This is a genomic window from Pacificimonas sp. ICDLI1SI03 (assembly GCF_054740865.1).
This window is the reverse complement of record NZ_JBSQAU010000001.1, coordinates 480,062-495,012: the sequence shown is the minus strand read 5'-3', so window position 1 is coordinate 495,012 and position 14,951 is coordinate 480,062. Positions and strand designations below refer to the sequence as shown.

The window sequence follows — 14,951 nt, the reverse complement described above, 5'->3', positions numbered from 1 at the left end:
CTGGAAGGGGCGCGATCCCGCCGGTTTTCAGGCCGCGGCGGGCATCTCGAAACGCGGGAAGACGCCCTGCGGTGTAGGCAGGGCTGCCCCCGGCGACAGCGGCGTCGACAGCGCCGCAAAGTCACGCGCATCTTCCGCTACGCCCAGCAGATCCAGCAATTTGGCCGCACCCTCCGGAATGGCGGGCTGCGCCAGAATGGCAAGCTGGCGGACGGCCTCTGCGGTGCGATACAGCACAGACCCCATTGCAGCAGGATCGGTCTTCTTTAGCGCCCAGGGTTCGCGCCCGGCGAAATACTGGTTTGTCTCGCCGACCGCCTTCCACAGCGTTTCCAGCGCATTGTGAATGGCCATCCGGTCAAAGGCCCGATTATAGTCGCCGGGCAAGGCCGACAGCTTCGCGTGCAACGCGCTGTCTGCCTCGGTCGCGGCGGTGGGCTCGGGCAGGATCCCGTCGCAATTCTTGGCAATCATCGACAGGCAGCGCTGCGCCAGATTGCCAAGATCATTGGCAAGGTCGGCGTTGGAGCGGGTGACGATGGCCGGTTCGGAATAGGAGCCGTCACCCCCAAACGGTACTTCGCGCAGCAGGAAATAGCGCAATTGGTCGGTGCCGTATTTCTCCGCCAGCGCTAGCGGATCCACCACATTGCCGGAGGATTTCGACATGCGTTCCCCGTCCAGCAGGACAAAACCATGGCCGAATACCGTTTTCGGCAGCTCCAGATCGGCGGACATCAGAAAAGCGGGCCAATAAATCGCGTGGAACCGCACCACATCTTTGCCGATGACATGCGCATCTGCGGGCCAGCGTTTCTTATAGTCTTCATTAGGATAGCCAACACCGCTCAGATAATTTGCGAGCGCGTCCAGCCATACATACATGACATGGTCGGGTGCATCGGGAACCGGCACGCCCCAATCGAAGCTCGTCCGACTGATCGACAGATCCCTAAGACCGCCCGCCACGAAATTCTTCATTTCATTCATACGGCTCTGCGGCTGCACGAAGTCCGGCTGCGCCTCGTACAGGGCCAGCAATTTGTCCTGATACGCGCTCAGGCGAAAGAAATAGCTTTCCTCGACGGTCCATTCGACCGGCGTGCCCTCCGGCGACAATTTGGTACCGTCGGGACCGGGCTTCAGCTCCTTCTCGTCATAAAAGGCCTCGTCGCGGACCGAATACCAGCCTTCATAGCGGTCCAGGTATATGTCGCCCTTTGCCGCCATCTTGCGCCACAAATCCTGCACACATTCATAATGCAGCGGCTCTGTCGTGCGCACGAACCTGTCATTGCTGATGTTCAGCGCGGCGCACATTCCCTTGAACTGCGCCACCATTCCATCGACATAGACTTTCGGCGTCAGGTCGGCCTTTTCGGCGGCGCGAGCGATCTTCAATCCATGCTCGTCCGTGCCCGTCATGAAAAACACGTTCTTGCCGGTCAGGCGGTGGAACCGCGCCAGCGCGTCCGTCGCAATCGCCTCATAGGCATGGCCCATGTGCGGCGCGCCATTCGGATAGGCGATGGCCGTCGTGATATAATAATTCTGCGTCATGCTGCCCGCTGTTCCGCTGTAGAGAGGCGGCCGACAAGACGCGCGATCTGAAAGGCGACGACACTGGGGTCGAGCGACTTTGCCAGCGCGTCGCCAGCCAATGTCCGCGCCTCATCCCACAGCGCCAGCCGCGCCGCAAGCTGATCCGGTTGCGCGCGTTTCGCGGCATCGGCAAGATGCGTGACCGCCAGTTCCAGAAACGCCTCGAATCGCGGTTGCGCGGCCTTCAGCGCCAGTCGCTGACCCAGGGTCAGGGCCAGGTCACGCGCATCATTATCGTCCACCGCCTCCAGCCGGGCGAGCGTCGACATCAGCTCGGCGACCTCCAGGCCTGCGAAACGCAGTGCCCGGCCCGGCGCACCGTCCGCTATTTGAACGAGGGCATCCATATCGGAATGATCGTCCAGCTCGCTCTGCAGCACTTCCCGCACTTGTGAAGAGGGCAGCGGCCTGAACGTCAGTGTCCGGCACCGCGATCTGACCGTCGGCAACAGCCGCCCCGGCGAATGACAGACCAGCAGAAAAATCGTCTGCTTTGGCGGCTCTTCCAAGGATTTCAGGAAGGCGTTGGCCGACGCCGTATTCATCTCGCAGGCGGAATCGATCAGGACGACGCGCCATTCGGACAGTGACGGCGTCTGGTTCAGCACCGGCAGGAATGCGCGCACCTGATCGACGACGATATTCTGCGCCAGCTTGTCGCCGGTTTTCGTCAGGCCACGTTGCAATTTGCGAAAATCCGGATGGGCGTCGGCATCGAATGCGCGCGCCTGCGGATCGCTCTTGTCCACATCGAAACTGGTGGCACCCGCCAGCACCATGCGCGCCGCGGCGGTTGCGAAGGTTCGCTTGCCAATGCCGCGCGGCCCGGACAGCAGCCAGGCGTGGTGCATCTTTCCCGACGCAAACGCCGCCTCGAACGCCGCGCGCTGCTCTTGGTGGCCCACCAGCGCCGTCATGGCAGCGGCCGCAACATCGGTTCGACCAAGCGCCAGACGTCGGCGGCCACTCGATCCGCATCTTGCGCCGCATCGATTACGGTCATGCACGCGTCCTGCTTCGCGAGGGCCAGGAACCCTGCGCGCACTTTTTCGTGAAAGGCGATGGCCTCCCCCTCGAACCGCGCATCCTCGCCACCGCGTCCCTTTGCCCGCGCCAGCCCGTCGCGCACCGGCAGGTCCAGCAATATCGTCCGTGCCGGCCACAGGCCGTCCGTCGCGATATTGTGCAGCGCCATCAGCTCCTCCAGGTCCATACCGCGCGCGACGCCCTGATAGGCGAGTGTCGAATGGGCGAAACGGTCGGAAATCACCCATTGCCCTGCCTGCAACGCCGGCAGGATCAGGCGCGCCACATGGTCCGCCCGCGCGGCATTCATTAACAGGGCCTCGGTCTTGCCGTGCCAGCGGTCGGTCTCGCCCCTGACCAGCAGGTCGCGGATCGTCTCGGCGCCCGGCGTGCCGCCCGGTTCGCGGGTGGCGATGACGGTCTCGCCCTCCGCCTGCAGACGCGCAGCCAGTCGCGCGATCTGCGTCGTCTTACCCGCCCCTTCACCACCTTCGAACGAGAGAAACCTGCCTCTCACTCCGTCCCCACCTTTGGCACCAGCTTCGCCATGGTTCAGTTGAGCAGCCGCGAGAATCCGGCCGCAACGCGAGAGAAGAATCCGGCACCGCCGACATCCTGGGCCGCGACCAGCTTCACCCGCTGCTCCGGAAGGCCTTCGACGGTCACCACCAGTTCACCGATCTGATCGCCCTTCGCGATCGGGGCCACGACCGGCCCTTTATAGACCGCCTTTGCCTTGACCTCGGAAACGATGGCACGCGGCACGGTAATCATCGCGCCCTCGGCCGGAACGGCGGCAATCGTGTCCTGATCGCCGTTGGCGACCTGCAGTTCCGCGACGGCCTTGGCGCCGTCCAGCGCCTTTCCTTCCCATGCACCGAATGCCCATTCCATGATACGCGTGGCCTCGGCCTTGCGCTGGCCCTCGCTGGTCAGGCCGGAGATAACGGCGACGATGCGGCGGTCATCCCGCTCTGCCGACCCGGTGAAGCCATAGCCCGCTGCCTCTGTGTGCCCAGTTTTCAGGCCGTCCGCGCCCTCGACGGTGTTCAGGATGGGGTTGCGGTTGGGCTGCGTGATGGGATCACCACCCCCCAGCGTGCGGCCCCAGGTGAAGTCCTTTTGCGGATAGAATTTCTGGTACAGCTTCGGATGATCCAGGATCGTTCGTTCCGCGATGACGGCCAGGTCATGCGGCGTCACATGTTCGCCTTCATGCGGCCAGCCATTCGCCGTCTCGAAATTGGAACCGGTCAGGCCGATTTCCTTGCCCTTCGCATCCATCACATCTGCAAAGGCGCTTTCCGTTCCCGCAATTCCCTCCGCCAGCACGATGGAGGCGTCATTGCCGGACGCCGTGACGATGCCATGCAGCAGATTCTCGACGCTCACCTCTTCATTTGCAGACAGGAACATCGTCGAGCCCTGGGAATGCCATTTGGCCCAGGTGTCGGGTTGCACGCGAATCTTCTGGTCCAGCGACAGCTTGCCCTTGTCGATCAGATCGAACGCAACCAGCACGGTCATCATTTTCGCCATGGACGCTGGCGGCATCGGCTCATCGGCGCCCCGCTCGAACAGCACCAGACCCGACGAGAGGTCCTTTACATAGGCAAAGGGGGCCGCCGTCTCCAGGCTCTGGCCGCCTGCAGCGGTGGAGAGCATAAGGGCGATAGCGGTCAGGGGGGCCGTAATGGCGGCGATACGCATGAAAACCTGCCTTCTGTCTTTAAGGGAGTCTTTAGGAAACTGGATCGCCGACGAGGCGCGCCTCTTCATAGCCTGCCGCCTTCAGCTTCGCCAGCATGCTCTCTGCCTCCTCTGCCGTGGCAAAGGGTCCGACGCGCACCCGGATCAGTCCGCTGGCCGTCATTTCCGTGCTGACAGGGCCCAGCCCTGGAATGTTGCCCAGGGCCGCGCTCAGGCGCACAACGCTGGACGATTGCGACAGGGCGGCGACCTGTATCATCCGCCCGGCGGCGACCCCCTGGTCCTTGGCGGGCGGCGCACTCTCTGCCGCCGTGTCTACCCCGCCATCCAGCCAATCAGCCGAACCGTCCGTCTGCGGTGCCTCCCCCGGCTGCGGCACATCGACCGAACGAATTGTCTTTCTGGTGTCGGGAAGGGTGGACGGGATCGGCCCGTCCGGGCCCATCTCAGACTGGGCCAACAATATCCGCTCCGGCAAGGCGGGCGGTGCGGCCGGTACTGGTACTGGCACAGGCACTGGCGCGGCAGCAGTCCTCACCGGCGCAGATCGCACTTTGGCCTGCGGGGCGGCCGCAATCGTCACGCGCGGCAACGGCTTCGGCCCGGGCTGGTCCTCACCATCGGGATAAATGCGCGTCACCCGGACGCGCGCCACTCCGGCCCGCTGCATATCAAGCAGCTGCGCCGCCCGGCGCGACAGGTCGATGATGCGATTATGCGCGAACGGCCCCCGATCATTGACTCGCACCGTCAGCTGGCGGCCATTGTCCAGATTTTCGACAAGCACGAAGCTCGGCAGGGGCAGCGTCCGGTGTGCGGCGCTGATGCCGTTCTGATCGAAGCGCTCCCCATTGGCGGTGGGCTTCCCGTGGAAGTTCGGGCCATACCATGATGCGGTCCCCGTCTCCCGATAATTGCGTTCGTCGCGCGGCGTATAGAGCCTGCCGTTGATCCGGTACGGCTTGCCGATCTTTACCGTCCCAGCCCCCGACGCCGTCTGGATGCCCCGGTCCGGCGCACCCGCACAGGCGCTAAGGGCGGCTAGTCCCGACAATATCGCCAAGCGTGCCCACGCTGATGACGTAATAGTTGGAGCAATTATAGCCCAGCAGCGCGCGATAATTCTGTGTGGCAAGATAGGCATCGGTTCCCCGTCCGTCGACTTCAACCAGGCTAGCGAGAACATCGTCCGATGGGAATCCCTGTGCGCCCTCATGATTCGGCGCAGGCATTATCCCCATCGCCTTCCATTCCGAAATCGGCAGCATGCGGCTGTGCTTTGCATAAACGGCGGGACACTCTGATGGCGGCGTCGTCTCGCGGATCGCCTCGCGATCCAGACCGGCCGGCACAGTGACATGCACACCCCAGGGCACGCCCGCGATCCAGCCATGCGCCTTCAGGTAATTTGCAATCGACCCGATCGTGTCGGCGCGGCTGCCCCAGATATTGGCCCGTCCATCGCCATCGTAATCGATTGCATGCTGCAAATAGCTGGTGGGCAGGAACTGAGGATTCCCCAGCGCGCCGGCCCAGGACCCGATCATCTGATCGCGCCGCGCGCGGCCTTCGTCGATCATCTTCAGTGCGGCCAGCAATTCATCCGTGAACAGCTCCTCGCGGCGGCCATCGAACGCCAGCGTCGCCAGCGACCGAACGGCGTCGAAATCGCCAGTATAGCCGCCATAATTGGTTTCCATGCCCCAAATGCCCAGAATAGTGTCGCCCGACACCCCGGTTTCACGCTCCGCGCGCAGCAGTTGATCGTTCAGCGACACGGCCAGCCTGCGCCCCGGTTCGATACGGGATGGCACCAGCCGCCGCTCCAGATAGCCGGGCAGAATCGGCCCCGACGATGTACGGCTGGACGGCTGGTCGCGGTCCAGTTGCACGACGCGGGGATTATAGGTCAGGCCGTCCAGCTCGCGATCCAGCGTTGCCGGCGCGACACCCGCCTCGATGGCGCGGGCACGGAAACCCTGCAGCCAGCTTTGAAAACCCGTCGCCGCATCGGCGCGCGCGGCACGATTCGGATCTTCCCTGCTTTGCGCCTGCACCGGAACCGCGCCTGCCAAAATTGCAAGAGAAACCATCCCGCCGAACCAATATTTACGGATCATCGCAACGCTTCCTGACTTTTAACGATTCTCGTGCTAACGCCCGAAATCTAAGGCGCGTATTGTGCATCGGCGCTGAACGAACGGCAACCTCCGGGGGGAGGCATACGTAACTTGGTGATAGCTTAAGCAACTTTGGGGGTTTTGTTTTTGCGTCGTCCGCGGCTCACCCGTTCACTAGCTATGATCTGCGGGGTCCTGGTTGTGGGACTTTGCGGGGTCGCGATGCTATCGACGTCGCTTGCCTCGCAAATTCCGCAACGCGCAGTTTGGTCCATGATTGACGGCGCCAGGGGCGGCGGCGTCGACGTAAAGGAACACGACCTCTCCGATCAGGGCGTAACCTGCGCCAAGGACTGCTGGGACAAGGAGCAGGAGGCTGTGGCGAGCGCCATTCGCGCGGCCGAGCGCCCCTTTCGCGATGGCGGCCCCATTGTTTCTGAGGACGTGCTGTCCGCAACCCGCACGCCGCCGGCCCTTCTGGACAATGTCGTCGATACGGCGACGAACGACATATGGAACGGCATTGGTCCCGCACTGACCATTCCCGCGACCGGTGGGCCGGGCGGCTTCGGCGGCGGCCCTCTGCCGCTTCTTCCCGGTATTCCCGGCAACGGCGGAGTTCCGGGCATGCCCGGCCCCGGCGGCTCTTTCCCGCCGATCCCGCCCGGGGAACCCGGAACACCCGGCACGCCGGGCGGGGAAACGCCCCCTGGCCCCGATATCCCGCCAACGCCGATCCCCGCACCGCCGCCCGTCGCGCTCATCCTGCTCGGCCTCGTTGCAATTGGCATGCGCCGGTACCTTGGCGCGGCGCGCGGCGCCCGCTAAAGGACCGGCCCGCTCTCCGGGCAGGTGGCTGAGTGGTTGAAGGCAACGGTCTTGAAAACCGTCGAGGGTGCAAGCCCTCCGTGGGTTCGAATCCCACCCTGCCCGCCAGTGGCTCGGCTACATCTTTGCGAAGCCCCCCATTTTCACGGGTGCCGGCAGCGGCTGTCGTTCCGCCGGGCGGACGTCCTTCCGCAGCCTGCTTCAACGCTCCGCCATGGCAGCCAGAAACAATTTGTAATTTTTCCTAGCGCGATGATTTTATCTTCTTTACTGCAATGCAGCATTGGTTTTTCGGGGTTTTTCGCAAGGGTATCAGATGATGACCGACCCCAGCGAAACCATCCTTATAGAAGCAGGTAAGCACCGGCACTCTCTCGATTTGAGAGAGTTGAGAAGCTATGGCGACCTGACACGTTTCCTTATCTGGCGCGGCGTCAAAGTCCGCTATGCGCAAAGTGCGCTCGGCGTCGGCTGGGCCATCATGGAGCCGCTGGCGCAGGTTCTGATCTACACCTTGATATTCGGCTACGTAATTGGCGTGCGCGTGGCGACGGAGCAGCCCTATTTCCTGTTCGTTTTCGTCGGTCTGGTGCCGTGGACCTTCTTTTCAAACGCGCTGACCCAGGCAACGGAAAGTCTAAGCCAGAACGCAAACCTGCTTAGCAAGGTCTATTTCCCCCGCATCATCCTGCCAATCTCCAACGTCGGAACCCGGCTTGTCGACTTTACCATCGCCTTCGTGATCCTCATTGCGCTGTTGCTTGCTTATGGCGTCGTCCCATCGCTGAATATCCTTTGGCTTCCTCTCCTTATTCTCATTCTGATGGTCGCTGGGCTGGGTGTGGGACTGGGGCTGGCCGCGTTGGCAATCCAATATCGCGACGTGAATTATGCTGTGGGTTTCATGGTGCAATTGCTGAAATTCGCCGTACCGATCGTCTACCCGATCACCCTGGTGCCAGAAGAGTGGCGCCTCCTTTACGCGATCAACCCCATGGTTGGCGTCGTGGAGGGGTTCCGGGCGGCCCTCTTCGCCGATTCGCCCATGCCGTGGGACTATATCGCCATGGGTGCGGTGTCGGCCACGGTCCTGTTTGCACTCGGACTTTCCTATTTCGTCAGGCGCGAACATCTGTTCGCGGATGTGGGCTAGTCCATGGGCGATGTTGCTGTCAGCGTTGAAAATCTGGGCAAGGCCTACCGCATCGGGCAGGAGGCGGAACGCTCCGATACGTTCGTCGGGGCGCTTGCAGGATCGCTGTCGAAGCCGTTCAAGAAGTTTCGCAGTCTCAGCCGCTTGAATACGTTCGGGTCAGACACGGACGGCGCGGATATACTTTGGGCGCTGAAAGATCTGTCCTTCACCATCAAGGAGGGTGAAGTGGTCGGCTTTGTCGGCCGCAACGGCGCGGGCAAGTCGACGCTTCTGAAGCTCTTGTCGCGGATCACGCCGCCGACACAGGGACGCATCCGCATTCAGCGCCGCGTGAGCAGCCTGCTTGAGGTTGGCACCGGATTTCACCCGGAGCTTACGGGCCGCGAAAACATCTACATGAACGGCACTGTGCTCGGCATGTCGCACGCGGAGATAAAGCGGAAGTTCGACGAAATCATTGCCTTTTCCGGCGTCGAGCGATTCCTCGACACGCCGGTAAAGCGCTATTCGTCAGGCATGAAAGTGCGCCTCGGCTTTTCCGTCGCTGCCCATCTCGAACCGGAAATTCTCATCATCGACGAAGTGCTGGCCGTCGGCGACGCAGAGTTTCAGCGTCGCTGCCTCGGCAAGATGCAGGACGTGGCGGGCGGCGGTCGTACCGTGCTGTTTGTCAGCCATAATATGGGCGCGGTGCAGAATCTATGTTCGCGCGTCATTTCGCTACGTGACGGCCGGATGGTAGAGGACGGTGACCCAAGAACTGTCGTGCGCAACTACCTGGCCGCATTCACACAGGCCGGCAGCGACGCCTTCACCAAGGAAAATGAGCATCGGCAGACAAAGGGCCCGATCCACCTGACATTCGGTCGCTGTCTCGACGGCAACGGATCACCTGTCGAAAGCATGGTCTCCGGGGAGGAAGCCCGCTTCGAATTCGGCTTCGTCAACAAGGGGCCACCTGCATCCTTTCGCGTACGCCTGATCATCCGGGACAGCGATGGCATCGAACTGTTCGCACTGCATTCCGGCATAGCGGGCGCTAGCCTGGACTTCGGGGGCGAGGGCGTGGTGCGTGCAATCGTTCCGAAACTGCCCCTGCTGCCGGGCAGCTACAATGTTGCGGTCGCCGTCATCACGATGTCGCACGATCTCAGCGATGCGATGCCAAATGCGCTGGCATTTTCCGTCGACGGGTCGACCTTCTTCCCCGGTGGCCAGACACCCCCACGTCGGCACGGGCGTGTTCTTGTCGAACATCATTGGGAAGCGCAGTCGGCGATGACCGGCCCTGCAACGAACGGCCCCTGACATGCGCCGGAACGTCTCTGCGTACCTGACGAGATCGCAATGAGCGGCAACTGGCCCGAACATCCCGAAATCAGTGTCCTGATGGCGGTGCGGGATGGCGATGCCTTCCTGCCTGAAACGCTTGCATCCCTGCAGGCCCAGACAGAGCGCAACTTCGAGATGATCGTAGTTGATGACGGCAGCCGCGACGGAACCCCGCAAATCCTCCACGCCGCAGCGGCCCACGACGCCCGGATTCGGGTCCTCAGGAACGATGCAGGCATCGGCGTGACGGAAAGTCTGAACCGTGGGCTTGCAGCCTGCCGGGCGCCTCTTGTCGCGCGCGCAGACGCCGACGATCTGCACCACCCTGAACGGCTGGCGGCCGAACTTGCCTTCATGCGCGCTACGCCAGACGTCGACGTGGTCTCCTGTGCCTTTGGGCGAATCAACGCATCGGGCCAGCCCCTTGCGAAGACCACCAGCCTCGTGACCGGCTCTGAAACGATCCGGTTCGAAATGCTGCTCAGCAATTGTCTGTTGCACCCGGGGGTGATGTTTCGCGCTGACGCGGTTCGTGCGGCCGGCGGCTATGACACGGCCTTTCCCAACGCGCAGGATAGCGAGTTGTGGGCGCGGATGCGGATGACGTCGCGAATGGAAAATCTGCCGCCGGAACTGGTTCGCTATCGTGTGCATCCACGATCCGTAACCCGGCGGCGCGGCAGCGAGGGGGAACGCATAAGCCTGAAGGTTCCCGCGCGCGAATTGTCCGCATATCTGGGCGTGAACTTCACGCCGGAGTCTGTCCGCCCCATGGTGCGCCTGTATCAGGGGCATGAAGCGCTGGTCTTCGAAGATATCATTGCCGGCGAACGCGATCTTCGCAGCCTGCTGCAGGTCGCGCGCCGCCGTGAATCGCCCGCCATCGTCTCTTATCTGCGTCAACGTACGGCCAACGCACTTCTCCGTCAGGCGGAATTCAGCGGCTCAACCAGCCTGGCCCGTGCCAGGCAATATACCGCCGCCTCCCTGTCCTGGCAGATGCGCCGCTTTGTCCTCGTCCGCCTGGCCAGCATGTATCTGGGCAAGCGGAGGACAACCGCGTGAGGCCGTTCGCAACCCACAGCGTGCCGCGCTTCGAGGGGGAGGGGTCGCGCCGCCACCATGACGTACCGCTCTGGCGGCTTGCATGGAATTCTCTTCCAACCCTGACGGCCAGTCCTCGTGCCTTTTCGCAGGTGCGCTCCTTCGTGCAGTTTGCCGGATTTCCCCGCTCCGGCCATTCCCTGATCGGATCGATCATAGATGCGCATCCATCGGCGGTCATTTCGCACGAGTTGGATGCGATGGGTCTGATCAGGAAGGGTGTTCCCCTGTCGCTCCTGCATGCCATGGTCGCGGACAACAGCCGCGCTTTCAGTGAAGCGGGGCGCTATTGGAATGGCCTCCGCTATCAAGTTCCCGGATACGCCCACGGGATAAAGGACCGCCCCCTCGTCGTTGGCGACAAGAAGGGCGATTGGGCCGTTCGCTGGTGTGCGGAGGACCCCGGCCTTCTTGATCGCGCGCAGCGCCTTCTCGGCTCTGGGTGTCGATGGATCCTCGTTGCACGCAATCCCTTCGACAATATCGCAACGATGTCGCTTCGAAAGGGGCGTGAGTATGATCGGCTGCGCATTGCAAACTCTGCTGACACTTTTCGTCGTGCGCTGAGGGAGGCCCAGGAAAGGGGCCGAGTGTCGGCCTCGGCTCTGGACGAGATGATCGACGATTACGAGACGCTGTGCGAGACGACGGAACAGATGAAAACGCGCCTGCCAGACGGCGATTGGCATGAAATCGTCTATGAACGCTTCACGAAACACCCTTTTGGCGCAATCGAGGATCTTCTTACCTTTCTTGGCCTGAACGCGGACCCCACCTTCGTTACATCGGCAGCGTCGATCGTCAGAGAAAGCCGTCGCCGCAGTCGTGACGACGTTGTCTGGTCTGCGCAGCAAAAAACGCGTGTGGCGGCAATGACGCGGCGTTTTTCTTTCCTGAGGGCCTATGCCGAAAACGATTGAAAGCGCGAAGGAAATTCGGCTCATTTCCTGCCTGGGTGCGGAATTCGACCTGCCCGTCCTGCCACATTTCCTAAGCCATTATCTGGCGCTCGGCCTCCGCCCGGAACACATCCACATCATCATCAACGCACCGCGGCAGGATCAACCTGAAATCGCAACGGCTATTGAAACCCTGCGCGAATTCGGCGTGGAGCCGTTTGAGGTCTGGATCGAACCCTATACGAGCGACGCAATGTGGCAGAAGCGCCGGGAAGTGCAGGCGCGCGTCGCGGCGCCAGCGGACTGGATCGTCACTGCGGATATAGACGAATTTCATGAATATCCTCTCCCGCTACTCGACTTCATCCGCGCTTGCGAAAAACGCGGGGTCGACTGCGTCCAGGGGCCCTTCATCGATCGGCTCAGCCCGGATGGCAGCCTTGCCGCAGTCATGCCCTCGCCCCCCATCAATGAACAATTTCCAATCCAGACCGACGTCATCTGTGCGACGCGAAGCCGCGACCCCGCGCCTGGCTGGTGGTACGGAACGGTGAAACTGATGCTAATGCGCGGCGACATATTCCCCAGCCGCGGCGGTCATCATCCACAGGGTGGCGGGCAGGAACCGGCTTACCTTTATGGTCGCCCGCTTGCTGAATTGCCGTTCATCATCCGGCTTGCGATGCGCTTTGCCCTGCCGACCGCAGTCCACCACTATAAATGGACCGACGCAATGTTACGTTCATCGAAACGCCGGCTGGCGACGCCAGGGGCCAGCCCGGCTGGCAGCGCCTATGGCCGTCAACTTATCGACCTGTTTCAGTCGAAGGGTCGTTTCGACGTGGTGTCCTCGGCGCGGCGCACCACCGCGCTCCGCCCGATACCGTGGCACACCCGCATATGCATTTTGCGGGCTCTCGCCGGGGTCGTAGACAAGGTGCGCTCGGCGCGAAAAAGGTTGGGGTTTTCAACATGACCGAATGGCAATGCCATCAATTGACCCACGGATCCGGCGACGGCTCGTTTCATTCCCACGCCTATTACGACATTCCGGTACTGGACGCATCGGGCCGCTTCCTGATCGGCCATCGCGTCGGGTTTCAGGGTCGGCATCCGACGCCGAATGATCCGTTGGAAATTGGCATGATCGATCTGGACGGCGACCGCCAGTGGCGGCCATTGGGAAGCAGCCACGCCTGGAGCTGGCAACAGGGCGCGATGAGCCAATGGTTGCCCGGCCCCTCTCTGAGGGCCGTATGGAACGACCGCGCGGGCGACGGCGACGGCTTCGTCGCCCGCCTGTTCGATGTGGAAACGGGCGCCACAGATACCATTCCGATCCCGCTCTACGCGCTTTCTCCGGACGGACGCTTCGCGCTTTCGCTCAACATGGCGCGATTGCAGACGGTACGTCCTGGCTATGGCTATGCAGTACATGGCGGCGGCATCGAAAGCCGCGCGCCACATGATGACGGTGTGTGGCGCTACGATTTCCATAGCGGGGAACGGCGCCTCGTCCTGTCATTGCACGATGCCAAGCGTTTTCTGCTGTCGCGGCTTTCCCTGCGCCAGCGGGCGAAGCATGCCGTCTCGCGCTACATTTATTGGTTCAATCACGCCAAAATATCGCCAGACGGACGGCGCTTCACGGTAAAGCTGCGGTTCCGTTCACCGGATTTATCGAAATCCTGGAATGACCAAATGGGGGTCAGCCTGACCGCCGATGTCGATGGCGGCGATCTTCGCCTGCTGGCGCGCGGTGCATCGCACGTTATCTGGCTGAGCGGCGACAGCGCCTGCCTCTGGCAGCCCGGCGGCGTCAGCATTTACAAGGATAGCGCGCCGGAGGGGAAAGCCATTGAGACAATCGCGCCGGAACTTACGCGCGACAATGTTCATATACAGCCTGTCCCCGGCACGCAGGGGCACTATGTGTTCGACACGCCATACCGCGAAGACATCGACCTTATCCTCTTCGACAGCCGACAGGGGACAAGGCGTAAGATCGCGCAGTTCACGGGGCACCAGCCCAAGAAGGGGCCATTTCGCTGTGACCTGCATCCCTACCCGGCGGCTGATGGCCAACGTATCATCGTCACTTCCTTGGCAGATGGCGGGCGGCAGATGTATCTGCTGGAACGAAAGGACTGACTCGCCCCTTGGGTCGCGGTCCCATTCATAAGGTTAAAGCGCATGATCGATTCTGAATATGCCCGCACGATGGCGCGCTACAATCTCTGGCAGAACCGCTCCTTATATCGCGAGGCCAACCGCCTTGACGATGATCAAAGGCGGGCCAATCGCGGTGCCTTTTTCGGTTCCCTCCACGCCACATTGGCGCACATCCTCTGGGGCGACATGATGTGGATGTCGCGCCTGGACGGTTGGGAAAAGCCGGCAGCCGGCCCCGCCGACGGAGAGCAATGGCTGGACTGGGAGGGGCTGAAGGCGGCGCGGGCAGAGGCCGACCGGCGCATCGCCGAATGGGCGGACAGGCTGGAGGACGCCGATCTTCTCGGCGATCTCAGCTGGTATTCCGGTATTCTGAAGCGTGACGTTTCAAAGCCCATGTGGATCGTGGTGGCACATGTCTTCAATCACCAGACGCATCATCGCGGTCAGGCGCACGCGATATTGACCTCTTTCGGAATGACGCCCGACGACACTGACCTCAGCTTCATGCCGGATCATATCTGAACGCACACAGATAAAGGGGAGCGTCGACTGGATCGCCGACACTCCCCTAAAATCGCGTACCGCTTCCCGTGTCGAGCGGGAGCAAGGACGGGGTTCAGCCGCCCTTCTTGCCCAGCGAGATATTGCCGAAACGTTTGTTGAAGCGCGCCATGCGGCCACCGGTATCCAGCAACTTCTTATTGCCGCCGGTCCATGCCGGGTGCGATGCCGAATCGATTTCCAGCTTCAGCGTATCGCCCTCTTTGCCCCAGGTGGAGCGGGTCTGATACGTGGTGCCGTCGGTCATTTCGACGTTGATCAGGTGGTAGTCGGGATGAATGTCGGTCTTCATGGCGTGAATATTCTCCGTGCGCCCGCCGATTGCAGACCGGCCAGCCAAAATGGATCGCGTAATTGCGAGATGGCGGCCCCATAATCCGCTGGGCGGGCAGATGCAAGTTCAGCCGTCCCGACGCAAGGCGCAGAGATCCTGCCCGT

At 62.1% G+C, this 14,951-nt stretch carries 15 protein-coding genes and 1 tRNA gene; 9 read left to right on the top strand and 7 right to left on the bottom strand.

Annotated features, from left to right (window positions below):
- Positions 1-27: 27 nt before the first annotated feature.
- The 6 genes from metG to ACSMXM_RS02300 are packed head-to-tail and all read right to left on the bottom strand — an operon-like array spanning position 28 to position 6,458.
- The gene (gene metG, locus ACSMXM_RS02325) at positions 28-1,560 is read right to left on the bottom strand and encodes a methionine--tRNA ligase (protein ID WP_460313594.1); all 1,533 of its coding nucleotides are present in this window, start codon (positions 1,558-1,560) and stop codon (positions 28-30) included.
- Complete coding sequence (locus ACSMXM_RS02320) at positions 1,557-2,519, bottom strand: AAA family ATPase (protein WP_460313592.1); 963 nt, start codon at positions 2,517-2,519, stop codon at positions 1,557-1,559. Before ACSMXM_RS02320 ends, metG begins: the two co-directional genes overlap by 4 nt.
- Positions 2,516-3,145 carry a dTMP kinase gene (gene tmk / locus ACSMXM_RS02315; protein WP_460313590.1) on the bottom strand — a complete coding sequence of 210 codons (630 nt, stop codon included), beginning with the start codon at positions 3,143-3,145 and terminating at the stop codon, positions 2,516-2,518. Before tmk ends, ACSMXM_RS02320 begins: the two co-directional genes overlap by 4 nt.
- A 35-nt stretch (positions 3,146-3,180) precedes the next feature.
- Complete coding sequence (locus tag ACSMXM_RS02310) at positions 3,181-4,338, bottom strand: D-alanyl-D-alanine carboxypeptidase family protein (protein ID WP_460313588.1); 1,158 nt, start codon at positions 4,336-4,338, stop codon at positions 3,181-3,183.
- A 31-nt stretch (positions 4,339-4,369) separates the two neighbouring features.
- On the bottom strand, positions 4,370-5,392 hold the full coding sequence (locus ACSMXM_RS02305) for a septal ring lytic transglycosylase RlpA family protein (RefSeq protein ID WP_460313587.1): 1,023 nt from the start codon (positions 5,390-5,392) through the stop codon (positions 4,370-4,372).
- Entirely contained in the window at positions 5,370-6,458 is a 1,089-nt protein-coding gene (locus ACSMXM_RS02300; protein ID WP_460313586.1) for a lytic murein transglycosylase, read from the bottom strand. The genes ACSMXM_RS02305 and ACSMXM_RS02300 overlap by 23 nt, the downstream gene beginning before the upstream one ends.
- Positions 6,459-6,731: 273 nt before the next feature.
- Here ACSMXM_RS02300 and ACSMXM_RS02295 point away from each other — a divergent pair, with 273 nt between their 5' ends.
- The 9 genes from ACSMXM_RS02295 (at position 6,732) to ACSMXM_RS02255 (ending at position 14,474) form a co-directional block, all read left to right on the top strand.
- A complete protein-coding gene (locus ACSMXM_RS02295) occupies positions 6,732-7,286 on the top strand; it encodes a hypothetical protein (protein ID WP_460313584.1) in 555 nt (184 codons plus the stop codon).
- Positions 7,287-7,304: 18 nt separating this feature from the next.
- Positions 7,305-7,394: transfer RNA gene (locus ACSMXM_RS02290), tRNA-Ser, on the top strand.
- A 211-nt stretch (positions 7,395-7,605) separates the two neighbouring features.
- Positions 7,606-8,439: an ABC transporter permease gene (locus tag ACSMXM_RS02285; RefSeq protein WP_460313583.1), complete on the top strand. Its 834-nt coding sequence runs from the start codon at positions 7,606-7,608 to the stop codon at positions 8,437-8,439.
- Positions 8,440-8,442: 3 nt separating this feature from the next.
- Positions 8,443-9,750: an ABC transporter ATP-binding protein gene (locus ACSMXM_RS02280; protein ID WP_460313581.1), complete on the top strand. Its 1,308-nt coding sequence runs from the start codon at positions 8,443-8,445 to the stop codon at positions 9,748-9,750.
- A gap of 39 nt (positions 9,751-9,789) precedes the next feature.
- Positions 9,790-10,839 (top strand): glycosyltransferase family 2 protein, encoded by a 1,050-nt coding sequence (locus ACSMXM_RS02275; RefSeq protein ID WP_460313579.1) that lies wholly within the window; start codon positions 9,790-9,792, stop codon positions 10,837-10,839.
- Positions 10,836-11,798 (top strand): sulfotransferase, encoded by a 963-nt coding sequence (locus tag ACSMXM_RS02270; protein ID WP_460313577.1) that lies wholly within the window; start codon positions 10,836-10,838, stop codon positions 11,796-11,798. Before ACSMXM_RS02275 ends, ACSMXM_RS02270 begins: the two co-directional genes overlap by 4 nt.
- The gene (locus tag ACSMXM_RS02265; RefSeq protein ID WP_460313575.1) at positions 11,782-12,753 is read left to right on the top strand and encodes a glycosyltransferase family protein; all 972 of its coding nucleotides are present in this window, start codon (positions 11,782-11,784) and stop codon (positions 12,751-12,753) included. Before ACSMXM_RS02270 ends, ACSMXM_RS02265 begins: the two co-directional genes overlap by 17 nt.
- Positions 12,750-13,928, top strand: coding sequence for a hypothetical protein (locus ACSMXM_RS02260; protein ID WP_460313573.1), 1,179 nt, complete (start codon positions 12,750-12,752; stop codon positions 13,926-13,928). Before ACSMXM_RS02265 ends, ACSMXM_RS02260 begins: the two co-directional genes overlap by 4 nt.
- Positions 13,929-13,970: 42 nt before the next feature.
- A complete protein-coding gene (locus ACSMXM_RS02255; protein WP_460313571.1) occupies positions 13,971-14,474 on the top strand; it encodes a DinB family protein in 504 nt (167 codons plus the stop codon).
- Between the two features lie 94 nt (positions 14,475-14,568).
- Here the strand turns inward: ACSMXM_RS02255 and rpmE are convergent, their stop codons facing one another.
- Positions 14,569-14,805, bottom strand: coding sequence for a 50S ribosomal protein L31 (rpmE, locus tag ACSMXM_RS02250; RefSeq protein ID WP_460313569.1), 237 nt, complete (start codon positions 14,803-14,805; stop codon positions 14,569-14,571).
- Positions 14,806-14,951 lie beyond the last annotated feature (146 nt).

What these genes read in the sequence shown, in the direction of transcription:
- metG (WP_460313594.1), bottom strand. Translation starts at nt 1,560, where the DNA reads ATGACGCAGAATTATTATATCACGACGGCCATCGCCTATCCGAATGGC.
- ACSMXM_RS02320 (WP_460313592.1), bottom strand. Translation starts at nt 2,519, where the DNA reads ATGACGGCGCTGGTGGGCCACCAAGAGCAGCGCGCGGCGTTCGAGGCG.
- ACSMXM_RS02310 (WP_460313588.1), bottom strand. Translation starts at nt 4,338, where the DNA reads ATGCGTATCGCCGCCATTACGGCCCCCCTGACCGCTATCGCCCTTATG.
- ACSMXM_RS02300 (WP_460313586.1), bottom strand. Translation starts at nt 6,458, where the DNA reads ATGATCCGTAAATATTGGTTCGGCGGGATGGTTTCTCTTGCAATTTTG.
- ACSMXM_RS02295 (WP_460313584.1), top strand. Translation starts at nt 6,732, where the DNA reads ATGATTGACGGCGCCAGGGGCGGCGGCGTCGACGTAAAGGAACACGAC.
- ACSMXM_RS02285 (WP_460313583.1), top strand. Translation starts at nt 7,606, where the DNA reads ATGACCGACCCCAGCGAAACCATCCTTATAGAAGCAGGTAAGCACCGG.
- ACSMXM_RS02280 (WP_460313581.1), top strand. Translation starts at nt 8,443, where the DNA reads ATGGGCGATGTTGCTGTCAGCGTTGAAAATCTGGGCAAGGCCTACCGC.
- ACSMXM_RS02275 (WP_460313579.1), top strand. Translation starts at nt 9,790, where the DNA reads ATGAGCGGCAACTGGCCCGAACATCCCGAAATCAGTGTCCTGATGGCG.
- ACSMXM_RS02265 (WP_460313575.1), top strand. Translation starts at nt 11,782, where the DNA reads ATGCCGAAAACGATTGAAAGCGCGAAGGAAATTCGGCTCATTTCCTGC.
- ACSMXM_RS02260 (WP_460313573.1), top strand. Translation starts at nt 12,750, where the DNA reads ATGACCGAATGGCAATGCCATCAATTGACCCACGGATCCGGCGACGGC.
- ACSMXM_RS02255 (WP_460313571.1), top strand. Translation starts at nt 13,971, where the DNA reads ATGATCGATTCTGAATATGCCCGCACGATGGCGCGCTACAATCTCTGG.
- rpmE (WP_460313569.1), bottom strand. Translation starts at nt 14,805, where the DNA reads ATGAAGACCGACATTCATCCCGACTACCACCTGATCAACGTCGAAATG.